This is a genomic window from Pseudomonas sp. Kh14 (genome assembly GCF_900291005.1).
Lineage (GTDB): Bacteria > Pseudomonadota > Gammaproteobacteria > Pseudomonadales > Pseudomonadaceae > Aquipseudomonas > Aquipseudomonas alloputida.
This window is the reverse complement of sequence record NZ_OLKJ01000010.1, coordinates 1-23,758: the sequence shown is the minus strand read 5'-3', so window position 1 is coordinate 23,758 and position 23,758 is coordinate 1. Positions and strand designations below refer to the sequence as shown.

General features: G+C 61.1%; 21 protein-coding genes. 5 read left to right on the top strand and 16 right to left on the bottom strand.

Going from position 1 to position 23,758, the window contains the following annotated elements:
• The first annotated feature begins 113 nt into the window (after positions 1-113).
• Together selD and mnmH are read left to right on the top strand one after the other, a co-directional pair.
• A complete protein-coding gene (gene selD / locus FQ668_RS03630; RefSeq protein WP_014589738.1) occupies positions 114-1,148 on the top strand; it encodes a selenide, water dikinase SelD in 1,035 nt (344 codons plus the stop codon).
• Positions 1,148-2,260, top strand: a complete 1,113-nt coding sequence (gene mnmH / locus FQ668_RS03625; protein WP_019438900.1) for a tRNA 2-selenouridine(34) synthase MnmH — start codon at positions 1,148-1,150, stop codon at positions 2,258-2,260. Before selD ends, mnmH begins: the two co-directional genes overlap by 1 nt.
• Positions 2,261-2,395: 135 nt before the next feature.
• On the opposite strand, the gene FQ668_RS03620 is transcribed toward mnmH, so the two are convergent.
• The 6 genes from FQ668_RS03620 to FQ668_RS03595 form a co-directional block, all read right to left on the bottom strand.
• Entirely contained in the window at positions 2,396-2,782 is a 387-nt protein-coding gene (locus FQ668_RS03620) for a lysozyme inhibitor LprI family protein (protein WP_019438901.1), read from the bottom strand.
• A gap of 20 nt (positions 2,783-2,802) precedes the next feature.
• Positions 2,803-3,342 (bottom strand): hypothetical protein, encoded by a 540-nt coding sequence (locus tag FQ668_RS03615; protein ID WP_014589735.1) that lies wholly within the window; start codon positions 3,340-3,342, stop codon positions 2,803-2,805.
• A gap of 67 nt (positions 3,343-3,409) precedes the next feature.
• Positions 3,410-5,935 carry a TonB-dependent receptor gene (locus FQ668_RS03610; RefSeq protein WP_014589734.1) on the bottom strand — a complete coding sequence of 842 codons (2,526 nt, stop codon included), beginning with the start codon at positions 5,933-5,935 and terminating at the stop codon, positions 3,410-3,412.
• A 76-nt stretch (positions 5,936-6,011) separates the two neighbouring features.
• On the bottom strand, positions 6,012-6,983 hold the full coding sequence (locus FQ668_RS03605; RefSeq protein WP_014589733.1) for a FecR domain-containing protein: 972 nt from the start codon (positions 6,981-6,983) through the stop codon (positions 6,012-6,014).
• Positions 6,980-7,507, bottom strand: a complete 528-nt coding sequence (locus tag FQ668_RS03600) for a sigma-70 family RNA polymerase sigma factor (RefSeq protein WP_014589732.1) — start codon at positions 7,505-7,507, stop codon at positions 6,980-6,982. Before FQ668_RS03600 ends, FQ668_RS03605 begins: the two co-directional genes overlap by 4 nt.
• A 56-nt stretch (positions 7,508-7,563) precedes the next feature.
• Positions 7,564-8,127: a GNAT family N-acetyltransferase gene (locus tag FQ668_RS03595; protein WP_014589731.1), complete on the bottom strand. Its 564-nt coding sequence runs from the start codon at positions 8,125-8,127 to the stop codon at positions 7,564-7,566.
• A gap of 228 nt (positions 8,128-8,355) precedes the next feature.
• Between FQ668_RS03595 and FQ668_RS03590 the strand changes: the two genes are divergently transcribed.
• The gene (locus FQ668_RS03590) at positions 8,356-9,087 is read left to right on the top strand and encodes an RHS repeat-associated core domain-containing protein (RefSeq protein ID WP_019438902.1); all 732 of its coding nucleotides are present in this window, start codon (positions 8,356-8,358) and stop codon (positions 9,085-9,087) included.
• A gap of 186 nt (positions 9,088-9,273) precedes the next feature.
• On the opposite strand, the gene FQ668_RS03585 is transcribed toward FQ668_RS03590, so the two are convergent.
• The 10 genes from FQ668_RS03585 to hmpA all read right to left on the bottom strand — a co-directional run bounded on the left by FQ668_RS03585 (position 9,274) and on the right by hmpA (position 20,100).
• On the bottom strand, positions 9,274-9,657 hold the full coding sequence (locus FQ668_RS03585) for a YkgJ family cysteine cluster protein (RefSeq protein ID WP_003248590.1): 384 nt from the start codon (positions 9,655-9,657) through the stop codon (positions 9,274-9,276).
• 161 nt (positions 9,658-9,818) lie between these two features.
• Complete coding sequence (locus tag FQ668_RS03580) at positions 9,819-10,946, bottom strand: hypothetical protein (RefSeq protein WP_019438903.1); 1,128 nt, start codon at positions 10,944-10,946, stop codon at positions 9,819-9,821.
• A 113-nt stretch (positions 10,947-11,059) separates the two neighbouring features.
• Complete coding sequence (alaC, locus tag FQ668_RS03575; protein WP_004576357.1) at positions 11,060-12,268, bottom strand: alanine transaminase; 1,209 nt, start codon at positions 12,266-12,268, stop codon at positions 11,060-11,062.
• A 309-nt stretch (positions 12,269-12,577) separates the two neighbouring features.
• Positions 12,578-13,465: a heme o synthase gene (gene cyoE, locus FQ668_RS03570; RefSeq protein WP_003248596.1), complete on the bottom strand. Its 888-nt coding sequence runs from the start codon at positions 13,463-13,465 to the stop codon at positions 12,578-12,580.
• An 11-nt stretch (positions 13,466-13,476) separates the two neighbouring features.
• Positions 13,477-13,809 carry a cytochrome o ubiquinol oxidase subunit IV gene (cyoD, locus tag FQ668_RS03565; protein ID WP_003248599.1) on the bottom strand — a complete coding sequence of 111 codons (333 nt, stop codon included), beginning with the start codon at positions 13,807-13,809 and terminating at the stop codon, positions 13,477-13,479.
• Positions 13,809-14,432 carry a cytochrome o ubiquinol oxidase subunit III gene (gene cyoC, locus FQ668_RS03560; protein ID WP_019436939.1) on the bottom strand — a complete coding sequence of 208 codons (624 nt, stop codon included), beginning with the start codon at positions 14,430-14,432 and terminating at the stop codon, positions 13,809-13,811. Before cyoC ends, cyoD begins: the two co-directional genes overlap by 1 nt.
• A 3-nt stretch (positions 14,433-14,435) precedes the next feature.
• Positions 14,436-16,454, bottom strand: a complete 2,019-nt coding sequence (cyoB, locus tag FQ668_RS03555; RefSeq protein WP_014589727.1) for a cytochrome o ubiquinol oxidase subunit I — start codon at positions 16,452-16,454, stop codon at positions 14,436-14,438.
• A 3-nt stretch (positions 16,455-16,457) separates the two neighbouring features.
• Positions 16,458-17,399: a ubiquinol oxidase subunit II gene (gene cyoA / locus FQ668_RS03550; protein WP_003248605.1), complete on the bottom strand. Its 942-nt coding sequence runs from the start codon at positions 17,397-17,399 to the stop codon at positions 16,458-16,460.
• 559 nt (positions 17,400-17,958) lie between these two features.
• Complete coding sequence (locus FQ668_RS03545) at positions 17,959-18,465, bottom strand: disulfide bond formation protein B (RefSeq protein ID WP_014589725.1); 507 nt, start codon at positions 18,463-18,465, stop codon at positions 17,959-17,961.
• A 456-nt stretch (positions 18,466-18,921) separates the two neighbouring features.
• The gene (hmpA, locus tag FQ668_RS03535; RefSeq protein WP_012051223.1) at positions 18,922-20,100 is read right to left on the bottom strand and encodes an NO-inducible flavohemoprotein; all 1,179 of its coding nucleotides are present in this window, start codon (positions 20,098-20,100) and stop codon (positions 18,922-18,924) included.
• A 154-nt stretch (positions 20,101-20,254) separates the two neighbouring features.
• Here hmpA and norR point away from each other — a divergent pair, with 154 nt between their 5' ends.
• Positions 20,255-21,811 carry a nitric oxide reductase transcriptional regulator NorR gene (norR, locus tag FQ668_RS03530; protein ID WP_019436938.1) on the top strand — a complete coding sequence of 519 codons (1,557 nt, stop codon included), beginning with the start codon at positions 20,255-20,257 and terminating at the stop codon, positions 21,809-21,811.
• 190 nt (positions 21,812-22,001) lie between these two features.
• On the top strand, positions 22,002-23,758 hold a 1,757-nt coding region (locus FQ668_RS03525), incomplete at its 3' end, for an Ig-like domain-containing protein (protein ID WP_144179890.1).

The window sequence follows — 23,758 nt, the reverse complement described above, 5'->3', positions numbered from 1 at the left end:
TTCAATAGCGGGGAAGTGCCGACACATTTGCCGACACCGGGAATTATAAGAGGCAAGGGCCTAAAGGCCAGCTTTGCTACAATCGCGCAACAATTTGACCTGCAGAGGTGCATATGAGCGAGCCGATTCGCCTGACCCAGTACAGCCATGGCGCCGGCTGTGGCTGCAAGATCTCCCCCAAGGTGCTGGACGTGATCCTCGCCGAAAGCGGCACCCAGGCCCTGGACCCGAAACTGTGGGTCGGCAATGCCTCGCGCGACGATGCAGCAGTGTACGCGCTGGACGACGAGCGCGGCGTGGTTTCGACCACCGACTTCTTCATGCCGATCGTCGATGACCCTTACGACTTCGGCCGCATTGCCGCCACCAACGCCATCAGCGACATCTATGCCATGGGCGGCGACCCGCTGATGGCCATTGCCATCCTCGGCTGGCCAGTCAACGTGCTGCCGCCGGAAGTCGCCCGTGAAGTCATCCGCGGCGGCCGCGCAGTGTGTGCCGAAGCGGGTATCCCGCTGGCCGGCGGCCACTCGATCGACGCGCCTGAGCCGATCTTTGGCCTGGCCGTCACCGGCGTGGTCAATAAACGCCACCTCAAACGCAACGACACTGCCAGCGCGGGCTGCCAGCTGTACCTGACCAAGCCCCTGGGCATCGGCATCCTCACCACTGCCGAAAAGAAGGCCAAGCTGCGAGTGCAAGACCAAGGCCTGGCCCGCGACTGGATGTGCACCCTCAACACGCCCGGCAGCCGCTTCGGCAAGCTGGACGGGGTCAAGGCCATGACCGACGTCACCGGCTTCGGCCTGCTCGGCCACCTGGTCGAGCTGGCCGAAGGCAGCGGCCTCACCGCACACCTGAACTACGCCGCCGTGCCACGCCTGCCTAGCGTCGACCACTACCTGGCCGAAGGCTGCATCCCCGGTGGAACCCTGCGCAACTACGACAGCTACGGGCACAAGATCGGCGCCCTCAGCGACGACCAGAAGCACCTGCTGTGCGATCCGCAGACCAGCGGTGGCTTGCTGGTTGCTGTTGCCCCGGAGGGTGAAGCCGAGTTCCTCGCTGTGGCTGCCGAACTGGGCCTGAAACTGTCCCCGATCGGCAAGCTGGTCGAGCGACAGAGCCATGCGGTCGAGGTGATCTGATGCGCCCCGACTGCACCGACTTCCGTCAGCTGTTCCTAGACGACGTGCCGATGATGGACATGCGCGCCCCCGTCGAATTCGCCAAAGGCGCCTTCCCTGGCGTGGTAAACCTGCCGCTGATGAACGACCAGGAGCGGCAGAAGGTCGGCACCTGCTACAAGCAGCAGGGCCAGGCCGCCGCTATCGCCCTGGGCCACCAGCTGGTCAGTGGCGCCACCAAGCAGGCTCGCCTGGAGGCCTGGGCAGCGTTTGCCAAGGCCCACCCAGACGGTTACCTGTACTGTTTCCGTGGCGGCCTGCGATCGCAGATCGTGCAGGGCTGGCTGCGCGATGAGGCGGGCATTCAGTACCCGCGTGTCAAAGGCGGCTACAAGGCCATGCGTACCTTTCTGCTGGAGACTACCCAGCAAGCGGTGGAGCAATGTGATTTCGTGCTGGTCGGTGGACTGACCGGTACCGGCAAGACCGATGTCCTGCACCAGCTGGACAACGTGCTCGACCTTGAAGGCCACGCCAACCATCGCGGCTCCAGTTTCGGCAAGCGCGCCACGGCACAACCGGCGCAGATCGACTTTGAAAACCAGCTGGCAATCGACGTGCTGAAAAAGCGCGCCCGCGGTATCGGGCAGTTCGTACTGGAAGATGAAGGCCGCATTGTCGGCAGCTGCACGGTGCCGCTGGAGTTGTACCAAGGCATGCAGCATTACCCGCTGGTATGGCTTGAAGACAGCTTCACCAACCGCGTGGAGCGCATCCTGCGCGACTACGTGGTCAACCTGAGCGCCGAGTTCAAGGCCGTGCATGGCGAGGAAGACGGTCCCCGGCTGTTTGCCGAGCGCATGCTGCAGAGCATGGCCAACATCTACAAGCGTTTAGGTGGAGAGCGCCATCAGCGCTTGTCCGAGATGCTGCGCGAAGCCCTGCAAGAGCAGCAGCGCAGCGGCGCAGTAGACCTGCACCGGGGCTGGATCGAAGGCTTGCTGAACGAGTACTACGACCCGATGTATGCCTACCAGCGCGCAGCCAAGGCCGAGCGCATCGAGTTTGCCGGGGATGCCGTGGAAGTGCGCGAGTACCTCAAGGCCCGGGCGCTGCGCGAACCGCGTAAATAGAACCAGCACCATGCAGTGCCCTGTAGGAGCGGGTTCACCCGCGAAGAAGGCAACGCGGTGCATGACACCGGCAAAGCCGGTGTTCGCGGATGAACCTGCGCCTGCAAATGTGGGCCAATCATGCCTGAACAGGCGCTACTGCCCAGGGCTAAGCACCCGCTCCAACTCCGCAGCGCGGTCGCGGGTCATGTCCATGATGCAGGTGCCACCTTCCAGCTGCGCCAGGGTCCCGCCACTGGCCTGTACATGGAACTGGCAATTGCCATCACGGTAGGCCAGCCACTTTCGCTGCACATCCCGCAGGCTCTTCTGCTGCCCGGCATCCAGCTTGCCCATCAACTGCTTGTACACCCGGTTCAACCGCTGGTCCTGCACTTGCGTTTCGGCCCCGATGCACGCGTTCATGGCCACGGTGCTGGAGGCCTTGTCCATGCACTGCCCGTAGGCCGCCGTGTAATCGTCCGCCATCGCTACCGGTAGCACGCAAGCCAGTGCCAGGCCTGCCAGGTAATGCTTGATCATGCTAACCCTCCTTGTGGGTATCAAAGCGTCTGCGGCTGCTCCGGGGGCATCAGCACCTTGCCTGGCTCGAAGCGCAGCGAGGGCATCTGCGTCGCTGCATACAACGTTACCCCCAGGGCGGCAATCAAGGCGACATCAAGCCAGTTCCAGCCTGGCACGTCGTCAGCCCTTCGCGCCTTCCAGCAAAACCAGGCTTGCCCCAGGCAAAACACCACCATCGCGACCAGCCACAGGTAGAAGCCAGCACCAAAGCCGGTAAGGTCATGAAATTCATAGCTGCTGTTATCCGGCAAGCGGTCGATACCAAAACTGCTGGCAGCCAGATACGCCGCCCCAAGCCCGGCCAGCAAGGCCAGCCGGCGAAACCGCCGATGTGCCAGGATGGCCAGGGCCAGCAGCGGGTTGGCAAACCATTGGTACAAGCCGAACGGCATGCCCCATGGCCCGTACAGCAGCATCTGCAGGGCCGGCATATGACGCTCGCCGCTCATCAGCGCGCCATCGAAGAACAGGGCGAGCAAATACAGCAGCAGGCTGATACTCAGGTAGAAAGCGGGCAAAGGGGATTCCTGAGAGAAACGGGACAGCCTACGACCTTAACCCAGGCCCTGCCCCGCTTCCAAACCCTCAATAGGTGCCGCGCAGGGTCACCATGAAGTTGCGTGGTTCACCATAGTAGTTGCCATAGGTCGAAGTACCCACGGTTTCGTAGTACTTCTTGTCGAACAGGTTGTTGCCGTTGAGCGTGACGTTCCAGTGATCATCGACACGGTATTCGACCAACGCGTTCCAGATCGCATAGCCGCTCTGGTCGAAGTCGAACGGTACGTTTCGCTCAACCAGCGCGCCGCTGCTGTCGTAGCGATTCACTGTACCGCTCATGTACGTGGCGCTTTGCACCTGCACGCCGCCGCCAACCTTGAAGTCGCTGAGGATACCCGGCAGCCGGTAGGTGCTGTACAGCTTGAACAGGTGCTTTGGCATCACCGTGCTCAGCGGTGCATCGGCGCTGCGATTGCGGTTCAGGTTGAAGGTGTAGCCCCCCACCAGCATCCAGTCCGGCAGCAGCTCGCCAGACAGCTCCATGTCGATGCCCTTGCTCACCACCTTACCGTTGGACACATAGCAGCAGCTGCCCGAGAAACCGGCGTTGGTGGCCAGGAAGTTCGGGTCTTGCACCGCTTCGTTTTCGCGGGTGCTGTAGTACAGCGCCACGCTGGCGTTGAGTGCGCCGTTGAACAACTCACCCTTGAGGCCGGTTTCGTAGGTTTTGCCGGTCATGGGCTCAAGCGGCGAACCGCTTTGCGCAGGGCCGCTGATTCGGCTGGACTGCGGTTTGTAGATTTCCGAATAGCTGACGTATGTCGACCATTGATCGTCAAGGTCGTAGACCAGGCCACCGAACGGGGTGACCTTCGTGCCTATACGCTGCTCCGGGCTGGAGATACTTGCTGGCGAGGTCAGGTTGTTGGTGTAGGTCTGCCAAAAGTGGAAACGCTGTGCACGCGCCCCGACAATCAGGTGCAGGGGTTCAGCCAGCTGCAAACGCAGGCTGCCGTACAGGCCGTACTGGCGTTGCGAGTTGGGGCTGTAGTCGCGCTTGTAGTCACGCCCGTTGCCGGGGTCGTCGAACGCTGAGCTGTCGGGGTCGAATACGTTGGCCGGCGCGCCCGAGGCGGCATAAGGCGCAGTGCCCAGCCACCGGCTGTCGATCTTCTGGTAGTCGGCACCGAAGACCACTTCATGGTCCAGACCAAAGGCCTGGAAGTGGCCAGAGACGTTACCGTCATACAGATGCTGCTCGTTCTCCTGGCGGGTCGAGGTGCCGTACCAGGTCGCCCCGGTATTGGTTACCGGGTCTACTGCATTCAAGGTGGTCGCCGTCTTGAACAGCCCAAGGTCCCAAGTGTTGGTGTAGCTGAGGTTGAGCTTCCAGTCGTCGTTGAATCGGTGGTCCACCTTGGCGAAGTACTCGCGCGCGGTGGCGTCGAGGTAGGCCCAATTCTTGGTCAGGCCGGTATGCCGTGGCAGGTTCAGGTCAGCACCATTGCTGTAGCGCGGCACCGCGCTGTTGCTGCCGGTTTCGTGGGACTTGTTGTAGCGAGCACCGAAGGTGAGCATGGTGTCGTCCGTAACGTCCGCCTCCAGCACGCCATACACCAACGGCCGCTCGGTGGCGCGGTTGTCGGTGAAATACTGGCGATCGGTGTTGGACATCACCAGGCGGCCGCGCAGGCGGCCATCCCAGCCCAGCGGGCCGGACAGGTCGAACTCCTGGCGATAGTTGTCCCAGCTACCGGCCGACAGGGTCAGCTTCAGCTGGTTAAAGGAAGTCGGCCGCTTGCGCACCATGTTGATGATGCCACCCGGGTCACCCGAGCCACCATACAACGCAGCAGTACCGCGCAGTACCTCGATATGGTCGAACTCGGCCAGTTCGAAGATGTTCGACGAATAGAACGAACCCATGGCGGTGCCCAGCGCCTGCGGTGCAGCGCCGTCGATCTGCAGGTTCTGGATACTGAAACCACGCGAGATGAAGTCCTGGGTGCGGAAGGTGGTGCTCTGGGTGACGATGCCCGGCGTCACTTTCATCGCCTGGTTGATGTCGGTCAGTTGCTGGTCTTCAATCAGCTGGCGGGTCACGGTCGACACCGATTGCGGCGTCTGGCGCAGGCTGGTCGGGGTCTTGGAGCCAACGCTGATCAGGCCCGGTGCGTAGGAGCCGGTGTTCTCGGTACTCTGGCCCATGCCCTGCCCGGCTACTGTGGTCACGCCAAGTTCCATCGCCTCACTGCTCACCGCCGCTTGCGGCTCGGCCACCAGCCGGTAGCCGTTATCGCTACGCTCTACCCGGTAGCCACTGCCGGCCAGCAACACGGCAAAACCGCTGTCCACCGAATACAGGCCATGCAGGCCGTTGCTTTGCAGGCCGGCCAGTGCTTCAGGGGTAAAGGCCAGCGACACGGCGGCTTGCTGGGCATAGCTGCCAAGCGCCTGGGCGAGGTTGCCAGCGGGCACTTCGAAGCTACGGCGGGCAGCCTCCTCGGCGACGGCTGGCAGGGCCGCAACGGATAGGGCCAGCCCGGCACAGGAAAGGCGCAAGGCCAGGGCTAGCGGGCTGAGGACGGGGTGGCCAGGGAATCGGCGCATGGTGGATCGGCTCCTTGTTCTTGATCGGTTGGCCTCTTGTCTGACGGGCCACTTCGCAGAAGCGGAACCACCTGGATCAATTTTCTCGTGAGACGGGTTCGACCGTGGTCCACCAGCGGCCAACGCCGCCGATACGAATCGGCAGCGCCTCGGCCAGCAGGCGCAGGGCCCTTTCGCTGTCATCCAGAGGCAATACCGCCGACACCCTGATCGCCTGCATTGCCTGGCGGTCGAAGCGCAGCACGCCACGGCGTTGCTCAGCCAAGGCATCGAGTACCTGGTCGAGCGGTACGCCGTCGGCCACCAACTGGTGATGCTGCCAGGCTCGATCGACCCGCGCCGGTTCGATGGCCGGCAACGGGCCAAGCCCGTCACGCGCCACCCATGCCCGCTCGCCCGGGCCGACGACCAACTGATCGCCGGACACGGCAGTGCGCGCCTCGACCCGGGACTCAAGCATGGTCAGCTCGCTGCGAGCGTGGCCTTGGCTGACCACGAAGCGCGTCCCCAGAGCCTTGAAGCTGCCTTCGTCGGTCTGTATCACGAAGGGTCGCGTCGGGTCATGGCTGACATCTACCAGCACCTGGCCATGCAGCAGGCGGATGCGCCGCTCGCCAGTGCTGAACTCGACATCCACGGCAGAGTTGCCCGCCAAGGTCAGCTGCGAGCCATCTTCCAAGGTTTGGCTGCGCCACTCCGCCGGCGCGGTATGCAAGTCGGCCAGCCAGTCGCGCGGCGCTCCACCGGAAAGGCTCAGTGTGCCCAGCAAGGAGATTGCCAGGGCCAAACCGAGCAAAGTGCGCCGTGCACCCGAGCCTGAAGCCGAAACCTGTGCGCCGGCGCGCAGCCCGGCGCCCACCGGTCCGCGTTGCTCGCGCAGTGCCTGCACCTGGCTGATCACCCCTTGCATGCGGCGCAAGGTGGCGCCGTGGCGTGGGTCGGCCTGCAGCCAGGCGTCGAACTCGCGCGCCTCGTCGGCATCCAGTTCACCCTCGCCCAGGCACAGGGCCCATTCGGCAGCTTCCTGTTCGATACGCGAGGGATTCACGGTTCGGCAATGTCCAGCGTGCGGTGGCAATGGATCAGGGCCTGGGCCAGGTACTTGCGCACCATGCGTGGGGAAATCTGCAGGCGTTTGGCAATCTGAGGCTGGGTCAGGTCGTCCAGGTAGTAACCGACGAAGGCCTCGCGAGCATTCACGTGCAGGCCTTCCAGCAGGAAAGCGATCTGCTCCAGCGCTTCGAGGGTGATGAGGACGCTTTCGGGAGATTGGTGCCCCTCCAGGGCCTCGGCAGCCAAGGCAAGTTCGCTGAGGTAGGCCTCTTCGATTTGCTGTCGGCGCACCCGGTCGATCAACAGGCGGCGTGCAGTGGTACTGAGGTAGGCGCGTGGCTCGCGCATACCCAGCAAGGCATCACGCGAGGCCAGGATGCGCACGAAGGTGTCCTGGGCCAGGTCGGCTGCGCTGTGCGAACAACGCAGCTTGCGACGTAGCCAGCTGAAAAGCCAGCCATGGTGCTCGCTGTACAGCTGTTCAAGCGGGTACGGGCTCGGTGAGTCGGCTACGGGCATGGGGCACCGGGACACAAGTGAGAATTGTTCCCGAATAGTAGCTATTCGCCGTAAGACTATGCAACAGGTGGTTCGAGCAACAAGCCGTAAATGCCAGAGTCGGACAGCTCACCCGCCACGCACCATCGCGCCCGCAAGGTGCCCTCCAGCACGAAGCCCTGCCGCTCAAGGGTGCGTGCCGAGCCTTGGTTGCGCGGATCGATTTCGCCTTCCAGGCGGCGCATGTGCAGGGTGTGGGCGAGGTAGTCGATGAAGCAGGTCAGAGCCTCGTCCATGTAGCCCCTGCCCTGCACGGCGCTGGCCAGGCAGTAGCCTATTTCGCCACGGCGGGAAATGTCGTCGATGTTGAACATCTGGACCATGCCGATCAGTTCGCCGTTGTCGCGGCGGTACATGCCGAGCTTGAGTTGGTCGCCATTGGCATAGGCTTCGCGGTCGGCGGCCAGGGCGCTCTCGGCTTCAGCCAGGTCTTGCCAGGGTGCATGGTGCCAATAGCGCATGACCTCGGGGTCGGCCATGATCGCCAGCCACTGCGCGGCATCGGCATGGCGCATGGGGCGCAGTTGCAGGCGTGGGCTGTCGAGGCAGAGGTCACTGGGGAAACTGCGGGGTGGGGTCACGCCGGATCTCCTGTCCATTGCTGGGGAGATGACAGTTTAACGTCAAGTAACGCACTGAAGCATCCGCTCGTTTCACCATTGCTCGTCCAGAAGTCAACCGGAGCAGGGTCTGGTCACACCGAAACCTGATAGAAATGCCAGTTGCATTCTTTTTTTAAGAGGACCAGTTTTGGGAACTCATACCGTATCAAGCAATTAATCGATTTAAACCTGCAGCGGGAGCATCCAATGAATTACAGTCCCTACGGATTTACCTCGTACGCGCTGCAAGTTTCAACCATGCTCTTTTTCAACGGAGAATACCTCGATAAGCTAACCGGGCTATATTCGCTTGGTAACGGCCATCGCGCCTTCAGCCCGACAATAATGAGATTTTACTCACCTGATTTACAAAGCCCCTTCTTGCAAGGGGGAGTGAATTGTTACTGTTACTGCTCTGGCGACCCCATAAATTTCACCGACCCCACCGGTCAGCATCGGAAACCGTTGAAGCGAATCAACGCGAACGCGAATCGCCCCCCCACCCATTCAGGCAACCCGACTCGCGTTACGCTTGAAATCTTTGAGCGAAACGCTGAGAACACTTCCCAGTTAGCGCAACGATTCAATAGGCTTAAATACGATGCGTGTAGAAAATACCTACGATTCCGTCGGGCCATGCAGGAATCCATCACGGCAGCCCACGCTTCAACAACTGATGCATCAGTAACGCAGCATCTGCAAGCTGCTAAGCAAAACTCACAGCAAGCCACACACTACAAGACGTTGATGGAGCAGCACTCTGCTTCTGAGCAAAGCGTGATCAATGCCCTGCGCCGTATTGTTGCCGAAAGCCAAGAGTTTCGGAGGGACGCCAAAGAGAATATCGCTCCGTTGCCCGCTAGCGCCCAAACCGCACAAGCAGATATCCGATTACCCGAACCGACCCGGGCCACCATCCGGCCGTTCCATTACCGGTAACAGGAACTTGCGAGCCTTTACACACATATAGATACTGACCATTCAATTTCATGTGTCTGTCTGCAACCTGATGGCCCTATCACCGGCCAACCAGCTCCACACAGCGTCCCCACAATACCTGTGCTCTGTGCAGTACCTGTCGGCTGGCTAGCCGACATAGGGCGGGCACAGGCTAACGGAATACGCTCAGGCCACCTCAGCCCCATCATCCGGCCAATGCGGCTCGTTGGCCTCTGGCGGGGTCAGCGGCGGCAAACCATACGCCGCCCGCGCATCATCACAGCTCGGGTTATGCACCCCACCCTCCCACGACGCATCAAACTCGCGGCACGGGCTGGAACGGTTGGCGTAAATGGTACAGGCCACTTCCTTTCCGATCTCGCCCTGAAGGCTGACACAGCGGCAAGGCTTGGCATCGGTGCCGATCATGGCAACGCGGGTGGGGTTGATCTGCACCACCAGGTCGTCCGGCACAACGCCCCCGGCAGACTGGCATTCGCCCCAGAAGAAGGACACACGGAAGTACCCGCAGCAGGCGCCGCAGTCAAGGCAAGGGTTATATTCAGACATGATGTCACGGAGGGAAGGTTGTTGTTATCGGGGCTGGCCCGCGGCGCCATTTTTAATCCAAGCAGGGGCCGCTGGATAGAGGGGGACTGCAAAAAAAAATGCCGCTGATCCGGCTGCTGAACAAGGACGACCAGAGCCTTTGCCGGCCGCCCCCCTTTCAGTTAGCAGATGGGCTGGTAAGTTTCAGCATCCCAGCGTTGCAAACCCAGGCCTGCGCTCGGCTCGTAGCCACCTCCCTGCACCTTGCTGAATTGAGTATGCGCCTCACCACAATGCACCAGACGATCGTTCTCATCGCCCTCGGTGAGTACCGTGTAAGACTTACTGCGCATGGCCTGATACTGCCTGTCGGCGGCCGCCATGACCTGGTGATACTTCATCAACTGGCTGCTGCTCAAGGCCAGACGTTTGTCCAGGTGCACGCCCCAGCGGGTCAGGCAAACCTCGGCAAAGTGGCGAACGATCAGCCCAGGTTCAGCCAGCACCTTGCCATCGCCTGCGCCATCAGCCGAGGCATTGCCCACCAGCGTGGCATGGCGACCCGGCATCGGATAAACGCATATCCTTGTCCCTTTGGCGACCGAAGGGATCACGCAGGCAAATCCTTTGGAACGCTCATCCCTTGAGTAGAAGCCTACGTACTCTTTGACGTTATCCGCCAAGGTTACGCGCTCGCCCTGTACGTTACCGACGCCAGGCACCGGGTCGATGGCAAATATGTTCACCGGTATGCCCCGCAATACAGGGTCTTGCGCCATGGCATTGGCCAGCATGTGGCAGCTGATCCCTCCCCTGCTCCAGCCCATCAGGTTGACCTGGGTTGGCAGGCGCGGCTTGCGGAACATGCTGATGATGCGCTCCTGCAGTTCCTGCGGGGTTGGGTGGCGATCGCCGTAGTCGTAGGTTCGCCAGAACCATGAGGCGGAGGAAGACACATCCGGAATCGGCACGCCGGCAGCTTTCAGCCGCTCGTATTCTTGCTCACTGAGTTTGGTGCGCCGCCAGCTGCTTTCACCTTTGATGACCTGCAGCACATGGTTGACGTTCTCCTCCCAGCCGCGGCCAAACAGCTGGCCGGTCCAGTTGAAATAGCCGCCGGGTTCGACGAACAGGTTGTCATCCTGAAGGTTGCCGCTGCCTGGGCCGTCGACGGCGATCCAGTGGGCAAATTCCCGGCTCTGGTCGTTGCTGGCCAGGGTCGAGACCAGCTCGCCATTCCAGAAGTTGGGATTGGCGTCGTCGAAACGGTGCGAGCCAGTGCCGCAGAAGTAGGCGGTGAAGACACTCATGGGGTATCTCTTTGGTGAGAAATGAGTGCTGAAGGTAGGCGTAGGGGTAACCCGCAGGCAGGCGGAAAGCTCACCCAAGAGGCAGTTGGGGCTGCTTCGCAGCCCCAATGGGCTTACTTGCGAGCCAAACCATCAGCCCGGAACATTTGCCGGATCCCGCGGATGGCCTGGCGAATACGGTCTTGGTTCTCGATCAACGCAAAGCGCACATGGTCGTCCCCATAGTCACCGAAACCGATCCCCGGCGACACGCAGACCTTGGCCTCGGCCAGCAGCTTCTTGGAGAACTCCAGCGAACCCAGGTGCGCATACTCCGGCGGGATCTTCGCCCACACGTACATCGACGCCTTGGGGTTCTCGACCATCCAGCCCAGTTCGTGCAGCCCTTTGACCAGCAGGTTACGGCGCTGGCGATACTGCTCGGCAATGTCGCGCACGCACTGTTGATCGCCTTCCAACGCGGCAATGGCTGCGACCTGTAGCGGGGTGAAGGTGCCATAGTCGTGGTAGCTCTTGATCCGCGCCAGGGCGCTGACCAACTCGGGGTTGCCGACCATGAAGCCGATGCGCCAGCCGGCCATGTTGTAGCTCTTGGAGAGGGTGAAGAACTCCACCGCAATGTCCTTGGCACCCGGCACCTGCATGATCGACGGGGCTTTCCAGCCGTCGTAGACGATATCGGCATAGGCCAGGTCATGCACCACCAGTACGTTGTACTGCTTGGCCAGGGCCACCACGCGCTCGAAGAAGTCCAGCTCCACGCACTGGGCGGTCGGGTTGGACGGGAAGCCCAGGATCATCATCTTCGGCTTGGGGATGGACTCGCGAATGGCCCGCTCAAGCTCGTTGAAGAAGTCCACTCCCGGCACCAGCGGCACCGAACGCACTTGGGCACCGGCAATCACTGCGCCGTAGATGTGGATCGGGTAGCTGGGGTTGGGCACCAGCACCGTGTCGCCCTGGTCGAGGGTGGCCAGCATCAGGTGGGCCAAGCCCTCTTTCGAGCCGATGGTGACGATGGCTTCGCTTTCCGGGTCGATGTCGACCTCGTAGCGGTCCTTGTACCAGTTGGAGATTGCTCGGCGCAGGCGCGGGATGCCGCGAGAGGTGGAGTAGCCGTGGGTGTCTTCACGCTGGGCGACCTGTACCAGCTTCTCGACGATGTGCGGCGGGGTGGCGCCATCGGGGTTGCCCATGCTCAGGTCGATGATGTCCTCGCCACGACGGCGGGCAGCCATCTTGAGCTCGGCGGTGATGTTGAAGACGTAGGGGGGGAGACGATCGATGCGCGCAAAGCGGCGCGGCGAACCTGGGTTGGCCATGGCTTCCTCTGAGTACGTAAGCGCCCGGAACCGTCCGAGCGACGTTGGCCGATGTGGCGGCCCGAATCAGAAGATAGTGCCGAAACAGGATCTTTGTAAAGGATAATTTCCTGTTTTGTTAGATCTTTTCAGATCTATTGTTTGAAAATCAGAGATTTATATTTTCCTGTGCTGGCCTCTTCGCGGGTAAACCCGCTCCTACAGGAACCTTGTAGGAGCGGGTTTACCCGCGAAGAGGCCAGCACAGGAAAAACACCAAAAAAAAACCCCGGCACAGTGGCCGGAGTTTTCGTGAAACAGGCAGCAGTTTCAGCGTGCGTAGGTCATCAGCACGTCCGCAGCGGTCTGGCTGTCCACTCCCATCATCACACTCAATGCAGTGACGGTAAGGATGGAGAAGCCGAACACCTTGCGGGCCCACTTGCTGTCGTCTTCAGCCTTGTAACCACCCCAGGCCATGTACAGCCAGTACAGGCCCATGGCAGCGGCCACAGCCAGGTAGCCGAGGCCGGCGTAACCGCCGAGGGTAAGCATAAGGGTGGCGAGCACGAAGGCCAGCACGTACAGCACGATCTGCTTTTTCGCCGCGAGGATGCCACGTGCCACCGGCAGAACCGGAATGTTGGCAGCGCTGTAATCCTTGAAGCGGAAGATCGCGATGGCAAAGCTGTGCGGCATTTGCCAAAGGCTGAACATCACCAGCAGGGTTACCGCAGCCAGGTCGAAGCTGTTGCTCACGGCGCAGTAACCGATCACCGGAGGCATGGCACCCGACAGGCTGCCAACCAAGGTGCCGTGCACCGATTTACGCTTCAGCCACAGGCTGTAGAAACCGACGTAGACGACAAAGCCAATCAGTGCGCAGAACGCAGACAGCGGGTTGGCCTGGACATACAGCAGGCTGAAACCCGCCACCCCGAGCAGGGTGGCGTAGATCAGCGCGAGGGGCAGCGACATGCCGCCCTGAACCATGACACGGTTCTTGGTGCGCTCCATCTTGTGGTCGATGTCACGGTCGATGCAGTTGTTGAACACGCATCCGGACGCAACCACCAGCGAAGTACCGATCACCACCGCCAGGAACAGGGCGAAATCCACATGGCCCTTCGAGGCAAGGAAGAAACCGCCTGCCACGGAAAGCACGTTACCGAAAATGATCCCCGGTTTGGTGATTTGGATAAAGTGCTTAACGGACATGCAGTCTTACCTCACTTGGCCAACATTTCGAAGTGGATGCTGAACATGATCCACAGCGACAGGCCGACAAGCAGAGCGATCACCAGGGTGGTGAACAGGAACGTCGAAACGTTGTTGCGTTGCTCTTTCGAGCGGTCCATGTGCAGGAAGTAAACCAGGTGAACAACTACCTGGATCACGGCCATGGCAACAATGATCAGAACGGTCAGGTTCTTCGGCAGGCTGGCGGTCATGGCCAGGCCGAATGGAATCGCAGTCAGGATGATCGACAGTACAAAACCGATCATGTACGACTTGACGCTGCCGTGATTACCTTCGTGATGAGTGTCGTGTGCGTTAGCCATTACAGAACCCCCAGCAGGTAAACGACGGTGAATACGCAGATCCAGACCACGTCCAGGAAGTGCCAGAACAGGCTCAGGCAGCTCATGCGGGTCTTGGCGGTCGGCGTGATGCCGTGCTTGTTGATCTGGTACATCATGATTGCCATCCAGATCAGACCAGCAGTCACGTGCAGACCGTGGGTACCTACCAGGGCGAAGAAGCCCGACAGGAAGCCACTGCGCTGCGGGCCGAAGCCCTCGCTGATCAGGTGATGGAACTCATAGATTTCCATCGCGATGAAGCCTGCACCGAACAGGAAGGTCACAGCCAACCAGCCCAGTACGCCAGCTTTCTTGCCATCGAACATCTTCAGCATGGCGAAGCCGAAGGTGATCGAGGACAGCAGCAGAAGCAGCGTTTCAACAGCTACGAAATCGAGCTGGAAGATGTCATGACCCGACGGGCCGCCGGCAAAACTGCCGGACAGCACCGCGTAGGTGGCGAAGAGCGACGCAAACAGGATGCAGTCGGTCATCAGGTACAGCCAGAAGCCCAGTACGGTCATCTGGCCCGAGTCGTGGTGGTGGTCGTCGTGCCCATGGTCGTGACCATGAGCAGCGCCGTGCATTACTTGACTGGACATTGATTACACCCGCTCAAACGATTCGACACGTGCGCCGGCAGGCAGAGCACCTGCTTTGGCCAGCGCTTTCATACGCTCGCCTTCGATGCGCGCCACTTCTTCGGCCGGAACCATGTAGCCCTGGTCGTCACGTGCAGCGTGGCGAACGAAGACAGCGATGGTTGCAACCAGGCTCGCGCCAACCAGCCACCAGATGTGCCAGATGAAGGCGAAGCCGAAGACGGTCAGGAACAGGCCCATGAACAGACCGGTAGCGGTGTTGCTCGGCATGTGAATGGCTTCGTACTTGGCCGGGGCCTTGTACGCAACGCCTGCTTCCTTGGCTTCGTGCCAGCAGTCCAGGCCAACTTTCTCAGGCATGTGAGCGAAGTTGTAGAACGGAGGTGGCGAAGAAGTCGACCATTCCAGGGTACGGCCGCCCCATGGGTCGCCGGTCACGTCCAGGTTCTGCTTGCGGTCGCGGACCGAAACGACGATCTGGATCAGCTGGCAAGCGATACCGAACAGGATCAGCACGGCGCCGACAACGGCTACGTACAGGTAGGGTTCCCACAGTGGGTTGTCGGAGTGGTTCAGACGACGGGTCATGCCCATGAAGCCCAGGGCGTACAGCGGCATGAACGCAACGTAGAAGCCCGACAGCCAGAACCAGAAGGCAGCTTTGCCCCACTTCTCGTTCAGGGTGAAGCCGAAGGCTTTCGGGAACCAGAAGGCGAAACCGGCGATGTAGCCGAATACCGCGCCACCGATGATCACGTTGTGGAAGTGCGCAATTACGAACAGGCTGTTGTGCAGGACGAAGTCAGCACCCGGAACGGCCAGCAGTACGCCGGTCATGCCACCGATGGAGAAGGTGACCATGAAGCCCAGGGTCCAGAGCATCGGTGCGGTGAAGCGCACACGGCCTTGGTACATGGTGAACAGCCAGTTGAACAGCTTCACACCGGTCGGAATGGAGATCAGCATCGTCGCCAGGCCGAAGAAGGTGTTGACGCTGGCGCCGGCACCCATGGTGAAGAAGTGGTGCAGCCATACAGCAAAGCCGAGGATGGCGATCGCGCCCGATGCGTAAATCATCGAGTGGTGGCCGAACAGGCGTTTGCCAGAGAACGTCGAAGTGACTTCCGAGAACACGCCGAAGGCCGGCAGGATCAGGATGTAAACCTCAGGGTGACCCCACGCCCAGAACAGGTTGACGTACATCATCGGATTCCCACCAAGCTCGTTGGTGAAGATGTGGAAGTCCAGATAACGGTCAACAGTCAGAAGAGCGAGTGCAGCAGTCAGGATCGGGAACGAAGCGACGATCAGCACGTTGGCCCAGGTGCAGGTCCAGGTGAAGATCGGCATGTCCATCAGTTTCATGCCAGGTGCGCGCATCTTCATCACGGTGACGAGGAAGTTCACGCCGGTAAGCGTCGTACCCAATCCGGATAGCTGTAGCGCCCAGATGTAGTAGTCGACACCCACCCCAGGGCTGTACTGAATGCCCGCGAGCGGCGGATAGGCTACCCAGCCGGTCTTGGCGAATTCACCAACGCCCAGCGAGATGTTGACCAGCAGCACGCCTGCCAGCAGCAGGTAGAAGCTCAGGGAGTTCAGGAACGGGAAGGCAACGTCACGAGCACCGATCTGCAGAGGAACCGCCAGGTTCATCAGGCCGGTGAAGAACGGCATCGCCATGAAGATGATCATGATCACACCGTGAGCGGTGAAGATCTGGTCATAGTGTTCAGGCGGCAGATAGCCTTCGGAGCCGCCGGTTGCGGCAGCCAGCTGGGTACGCATCATGATGGCGTCGGCAAAGCCGCGCAGCAGCATGACCATCGCGACGATGATGTACATCACGCCGATCTTTTTGTGGTCGACAGTAGTCAGCCACTCGCTCCACAAGTAGGTCCACTTGCGGAAATAGGTGATAAGACCGACGACAGCGATACCGCCGAGCGCGATCATGGCAAGCGTCACCATGACTATCGGCTCGTGATAGGGTATCGCCTCCAGGCTTAATTTACCGAACATCTCTTACTCCTCTGCACCGGCAGCTGGTTGCATACTCGATTCCACACCCTTGGTTGTGGCCAGATCTTTGCTGCCTGCTTCTTCGTGGCTACGACCGCGGTTCATGCCTTCGTACTTGTCGACGATCAGCTGGAACTGCTCAGGCGAAGCCTCGCTATACAGCGCGACCGGGTTGTTTTCGCTTGGTTTGGCCAAGGCGTCGTATTCGGCCTTGTCCAGCTTCTTCGGCGACTGCTTGACTTCAGCGACCCACTTGTCGAAGTCTTCCTGAGAGGTGGCAGTAGCCTTGAATTTCATGCCGGTGAAGCCAGCACCGCTGTAGTTGGCGCTGATACCGTCGAATTCGCCGTTTTCGTTGGCGATCAGGTGCAGCTTGGTGGTCATGCCGGCCATGGCGTAGATCTGGCCGCCCAGGCCTGGGATGAAGAACGAGTTCATCACGGCGTCGGAAGTGACGCGGAAGTTGACCGGAGTGTTAGCCGGGAAGACGATCTTGTTGACCGTGGCAATGCCCTGCTCCGGGTAGATGAACAGCCACTTCCAGTCCAGCGCGACCACGTCGATCTGAATCGGCTTAACGTCCGAATCCAGCGGACGATAAGGGTCCAGCTTGTGGGTGGAGTGGTAGGTGACGTAACCCAGGGCGATGATGATCAGGATCGGGATGATCCATACCGCGGCCTCGATCTTGGTCGAGTGCGACCAGTCAGGGGTGTAGGTGGCTGCCTTGTTGGAAGCACGGTACTTCCAGGCGAACGCCAGGGTCATGATGATCACAGGGATTACCACCAGCAGCATCAGGCCGGTAGCGATCAGGATCAGGTTCTTTTGCTCAATGCCGACCTGGCCCTTCGGGTCGAGCAGGGTCCAGTTGCACCCACTGAGTAAAAGCATGCCTAAAAAGGGCAATATGCCAAACAGTCTGGGGTAACGCTTTTTACTCATCTCACGACCTCTAGATCAGCTTGCTTCAATGCAATTTGTGTTTTGGTAGCCAACACTTCGTCCTGCCAAGTGAGGCATTTCGCGCCCGTACTCGCTCCTGCCTGGGGTCCGACTGCAGGACCTTGGCTTCAAGCGGGTTAGCGGTGCTTATGGTTTCGTAGGCAACAGGCCTGTACTTCAGACCAAGTCCATTTGGTGCGGGAAAACGCGGAGGGGTGTCCGCCCGGTATCGCCGTTGGGCGAAACTTGACGAAGTCAGCAAAAAGGAGCGCTGGGGCTTCCTTCAATCCTGCGACTCGCAAGCAGTGCCGAACGGAAATTGGGGGCGATTGTAGATAGGTCGCCAACCCTTGACTATGACTTATTGAGCAACAGTCTTTTACAGAATCCGCAACAATGCTGCTCAATAATTCAACTTCGCGACAGTTTGTCGCACCCCGCTTGCTAGGCCTCAAAGCCGCATTCTGCAAGGCCTACGGGTTGATCTGGATCAAGCGGTTCGCAACTTTTCCCTCTTCTCATGCGGTGCAAAAGACCCCATGCAATTCGGGACTTTTGTCTAAGCCTGGCGTCGATTGCGGTAGATACCGAGCGGAACCAGGACGGCGGTCAGCACGAAGGCAACAAGTGCCCATTGCGCCAGCGACAGGCCGAGGATAGGCGGGTAAGGCGTACTGCAGAAGCCGTCGACTTGAAACGCCAGTGGCCACAGTTTTGCCAGTGGCAGGTCATCGACGATCGGCTGCAGGGTATCGATACCGCAACTGACCATGGGGTTGGCGAGTATATACACATGGTTGCCAGCCGCAACGATTCCGCCAATGGCACTGAGCACCACCAATGCCTCGAAGAAGGTCAGGCTGCGGCGCCCAGGCATCGCCGCAGCGATGAAGGCAAACAGGGCAATGAACAGCAACGCATAACGCTGCAGGATGCACAGCGGGCAGGGTGCCTCGCCTAGCACCACCTGCATGTAGAGGGCGCCGCCGATCAGTGAAAGGCAGATCAGCCCCAACAGCACCAGAAAGCGCCGTTCCCGATTCAGGCGCGATGTTTGTTCGTTCATTGCCGGTTCCTTCGATGGATAGTGGCAGCGTGGTCCGCCTGCCTGGGCGCAAGTCTACACGCTGGGCATGGCCTGTGAGCATGCCGAGGGAGCGTCGCGGAAGCACTGCGCAGGGCTATCCAGTGTGGCTGAGACCGGCCGCAACGACGTCGGTTCAACGCCAGGCGGCAAAAAAACGGCTGCCCAGGTGCCGCGCAGGGGCAAGCCCCTCGACACCCGGGAGTGAAGGATACCGTGATTAAAGGATGATTAAGGATGAAAGCGCAGCGCCCGGTTTCATCTTTCCTTTATATATAGGCAGAAAGGTGTGCTGCAGCGGGGGGACGAGTACTTTATAAGCCTGTACCGGCCCCTTCGCGGGTAAACCCGCTCCTACAGAGACGGCACCACATTCAAGACCGGTGCAATACCTGTGGGAGCGGGCTTGCCAGCGAAGAGGCCGGCACAGGCGCTACATCACTCCAGCGCTGCCGCCGGCCCGAAGAACTCGTAGCGGCTCTGCTGCTCCGGCACACCCAGGCCCTTCAGTTGGCGCTTTACCGCCGCCATGAAGCCCTTCGGCCCGAGGAAGTAGGCGTCCACGTCACGCTCCTGCGGCAGCCACTCGGCAAGCAGGTCTTCACTGAGCAAACCCACGGCGTCGGCCGCAGCGCCACCTTCTGGCTCGGCATAGCAGTAGAAGCGCTTGAGCTGTGGATGGCGCGCCGCCAGGCCATCGATCCAGTCCCGGAAGGCATGCACCGCGCCATTACGCGCACAGTGGATGAAATGCACCTCGCGCCGGGTTTGCAGTGCTGCCTGCAGCATCGCCAGGGTCGGGGTAATGCCCACCCCTCCGCTGATCAGCACCAGCGGCTTGTCGCTGGCTGCCAGGGTGAAGTCACCCGCAGGCGGGAACAGTTTCAGGGTATCGCCCACCACCAGCTCATCGTGCAGGTAGTTGGAGACCTTGCCGCCCGCCTCGCGCTTGACGCTAATGCGGTATTCCTTGCCGTCGCATAGCGCCGACAGGGAATAATTGCGGCGCTGCTCGGCACCGTCAATGTCAAGTTTCAGACCGATGTACTGGCCAGGTTCTGCCTTGAGCACCGGCATGCCATCCACCGGGGCGAAGTAGAACGAAACGATCTCGCTGCTTTCCTGCTCGCGGCGTACCAGGCGGAATTCACGAGTACCGCGCCAGCCACCCTCGGCCTCTTCCTTCTCTTTATAGAGGTTTTCTTCAGCGCCAATCAGAATGTCGGCCAGCTGGCCATAGGCCGCGCCCCACGCGTCGATCACCGCAGGGGTGGCAATGTCCTTGCCCAGCACTTCCTCGATGGCGCGCAGCAGGCAGCTTCCGACAATCGGGTAGTGCTCCGGCAGAATCTGCAGGGCAACATGCTTGTTGATGATCTGCCCGACCAGGCCTCCCAGTTGCTCCAGCTGGTCGATATGGCGGGCATACATCAACACGCCGTTAGCCAGCGCACGCGGCTGATCGCCACTGGCCTGGTGGGCCTGGTTGAACAGCGGCCGTACCTCGGGGTATTCGCTGAGCATCATCTTGTAGAAGTGGGTGGTCAGCGCTTCGCCGCCGCTTTCCAGCAGAGGTACAGTGGCCTTGATGATTGCACGTTGTTCGGCATTGAGCATTGCAACAACTCCTGAGCCTGTGGCTTCAAATGACTGCCCCTGCCATTACAGCAATCGTGCCAACTTTTATCGCCAGCAAAATCAGGGGTTTGATGCAGGTCATGTCAAAACGACCCACCCTTGCGTATAGTCATACCGACCCATAGGAGTCCATATGACTGCACAGCCACTGCTCACCACCCTCCTGCCCCTGGTCAGCGACCTGTCCCGCGATTTGCCCGACCAGGAACGCTACCGCCGCCTGTTGCAAGCCATGCGCGGCCTGCTGCCGTGCGATGCTGCAGCACTGCTGCGACTGGATGGTGAATGGCTGGTGCCGCTGGCAGTGGATGGCCTTAGCCCCGACACCCTCGGCCGGCGCTTTCGGGTCAGCGAGCACCCGCGTTTCCAGGTACTGCTCAGCCGCCCGGAACCTACCCGTTTCGCCAGCGACTCCGAACTGCCCGACCCCTACGATGGGTTGGTCAATGCCCCCGATGCCGACCTTGAAGTGCACGACTGCATGGGCTGCCCGTTGATGGTCGATGAGCGCCCATGGGGCCTGGTCACCCTCGACGCCCTCACCCCCGGGCAGTTCCAGAGCCTGGAGCTGGATGCCCTGCAGGCCTTTGCCAGCCTGGCTGCCGCCACCGTTACCGTGGCCGAGCGTATCGAACACCTGGCCCTGCGTGCCGAAGACGAACACCATCGCGCTGAGCTCTACCGCCAGGCCAGCGGCCAGGATAGAGAGCTGATTGGCCAGAGCGCGGCGCACAAACGTCTGGTGGAGGAAATTCGTCTGGTCGGCAGCAGCGACCTGACCGTGCTGATCACCGGCGAAACCGGGGTCGGCAAGGAGCTGGTGGCCCAGGCCCTGCACCGGGCCAGTAGCCGCGCCGACAAGCCGCTGATCAGCCTCAACTGCGCCGCCCTGCCCGACACCTTGGTGGAAAGCGAACTGTTCGGTCATGTGCGCGGCGCCTTCACCGGCGCGCATGGCGAGCGCCGCGGCAAGTTCGAACTGGCCAACGGCGGCACACTGTTCCTCGACGAAGTGGGCGAACTGCCGCTGACGGTCCAGGCCAAGCTGTTACGCGTGCTGCAAAGCGGCCAACTGCAGCGCCTGGGTTCGGACCGCGAGCACAGGGTGGACGTGCGCCTGATCGCCGCGACCAACCGCGACCTGGCTGCCGAGGTGCGTACGGGCAACTTCCGCGCCGACTTCTATCACCGCCTCAGCGTATACCCGCTGCACGTGCCACCGTTGCGCGAACGTGGGCGAGACGTGCTGCTATTAGCGGGCTACTTCCTCGAACAGAACCGTTCACGGCTTGGCCTGAACAGCCTGCGCCTGAGCCATGAGGCCCAAGCCGCGCTGATCGCCTACGACTGGCCAGGCAATGTGCGCGAACTGGAACACCTGATCGGCCGCTCGGCACTCAAGGCGCTAGGCCAGCACCCTGATCGGCCACGTATCCTCACCCTCGAAGCCATCGACCTGGACCTGCGTGTGTCGGCAGCCACGTCAGGCACGCTGCCCTCCCCCACTGAAGCGCTGCAAGTGGTCACCCCGCCTGAAGGCGGATTGCGTGAAGCCGTCGATATTTACCAGCGACAGCTGATCGAAGCCTGCCTGCAGCGGCATCAGGACAACTGGGCAGCAGCAGCTCGCGAACTCGGTCTGGACCGCGCAAACCTGAGCCGTTTGGCCCGCAGGCTAGGGCTTCGCTGAGGCTGTTCTACCAAAGGATTAACCCAGAAAGCCATCTGGTTGCTTCCCCACCGGCTGCTATATCTCCCTAACCACCCGTTTGTCGACTACCTGGTCGAGGCTGTGCGTAAAACCCCTGACAGGGCTCTGTTACGCCGGTTATGGCCCGAACACTCGGGCCGGGGGATCCGGATATCAGCAGGGAGCATCCATGGACAACATCGTCGTCGCCGATAAGCAATCCGAAGTCGCCACTCAGAGCGCCTGGGGCAATATCAATCTCAAAGCACCAAGCGTCGTGCAGATACCGGTATCTCCAGACAAAGTGGCAACGGTCACCCAGCGCGGGCAGGACCTGATCGTCACCCTGAAGTCGGGGGAAAAGGTCACCATCGGTAACTTCTTCGCCGTGGACCAGGCCGGGGTCGGCAGCGATATGGTCTTCGTCGGCGAAGACGGCACCCTGTGGCATGCCCAGTACGATGCGGCAGCGTTCACCGGTTTCACCTTCGAAGAAGTGGCCTCGCTGGACGAACTGGTCGCAGGCATCGGTACTGCTGGCAGCGCCATGCCAACTTGGGCGATTGCCGGGCTCAGCCTGCTCGGCGTGGGCGGTGCAGCAGCAGCGGCGGACAATGGAGGCGGGGGCAGCAGCGGCGGTTCCGACCCCGACACCAGCGCACCGGCCACACCGATCGACCTGCTGGTTTCGCCGGATGGCTTGCGTCTGACGGGCCGTGGCGAAGCAGGCACCACGGTGAACATCCGCGACGCCGCCGGCAACCTGATCGGCAGCGGCACAGTGGGTGCCGACGGCAACTTCAACGTGACGTTGAATGCGCCGCAGATCAACAGCGAAAACCTTGATGTCACCCTGACCGACGCCGCCGGCAATGTCTCGGCGCCTGGCACTGTCACTGCGCCGGACGCAACTGCACCACTGGCGCCGACCGACCTGGCTATCAATGAACAGGGCACCACCCTCACCGGCCGTGCCGAGCCCGGCTCGACGGTTTCCGTGCAAGGCGCTGGTGGCGTATTGCTGGGCACTGCGGTGGCCGGTGCGGACGGCCAGTTCAGCATTACCCTGCAACCGCCACAAAGCGACGGCCAGGCCCTGGAGGTCAGCGCCGCAGATGCGGCAGGCAATAGCTCGCCAGTTGCCAACATCACGGCACCGGACGTCGACACCCCTGATACTACAGCCCCTGAACAACCGACCGACCTGGCCCTGGCCGATGGCGTCACCTTCACCGGTCGCGGAGAGCCCGGCGCTACCGTGCAGGTGCGCGATGCTGGCGGCAACCTGATTGGCACCGGTGTCGTCGGTGCCGACGGCCTGTTCAGCCTCTCCCTGTCGCCTGCCCAGGCCAATGGTGAAGCACTCGATGTGCGTCTGGTGGATGCCGCCGGTAACAGCTCTGCCCCATTGCAATTCGATGCGCCGGACATTACCCCGCCCGATGCGGTGAGCAACATTGCCGTCGGCGCTGAGGGCCTGGCCCTGAGCGGTCGCGGCGAGCCCGGCGCCACCGTCGAAGTTCGCGATGCCAATGGCACCGTGATCGGCACGGGTGTTGTGGGAGCCAATGGCACCTTCCTGATCGATCTGGATCCGGCCGCTCAGCCAGGCGAGCAGTTGAGCCTGGTGCAGACCGACCCAAGCGGCAACGCTTCGGTGGCTACCGAGTACGACGTACCATTGACCACCGCGCCCGACAGCCCGAGCAATCTGGCCATCGATGCTGATGGCACCACCCTCACCGGTACCGCGCCTGCTGGCAGCCGTGTGGAAGTGCATGATGCCAACGGCACGTTGATTGGCAGTGCCATTGCCAACGCCGATGGCAGCTTCAGCATCGAACTGAATCCCGCACAAGCCAACGGCGAACTGCTGGACGTGGTCGCCATCGATGACGGCGGCGTTTCCTCGCTGCCCGCACAGATCACCGCGCCCGACATCACTGC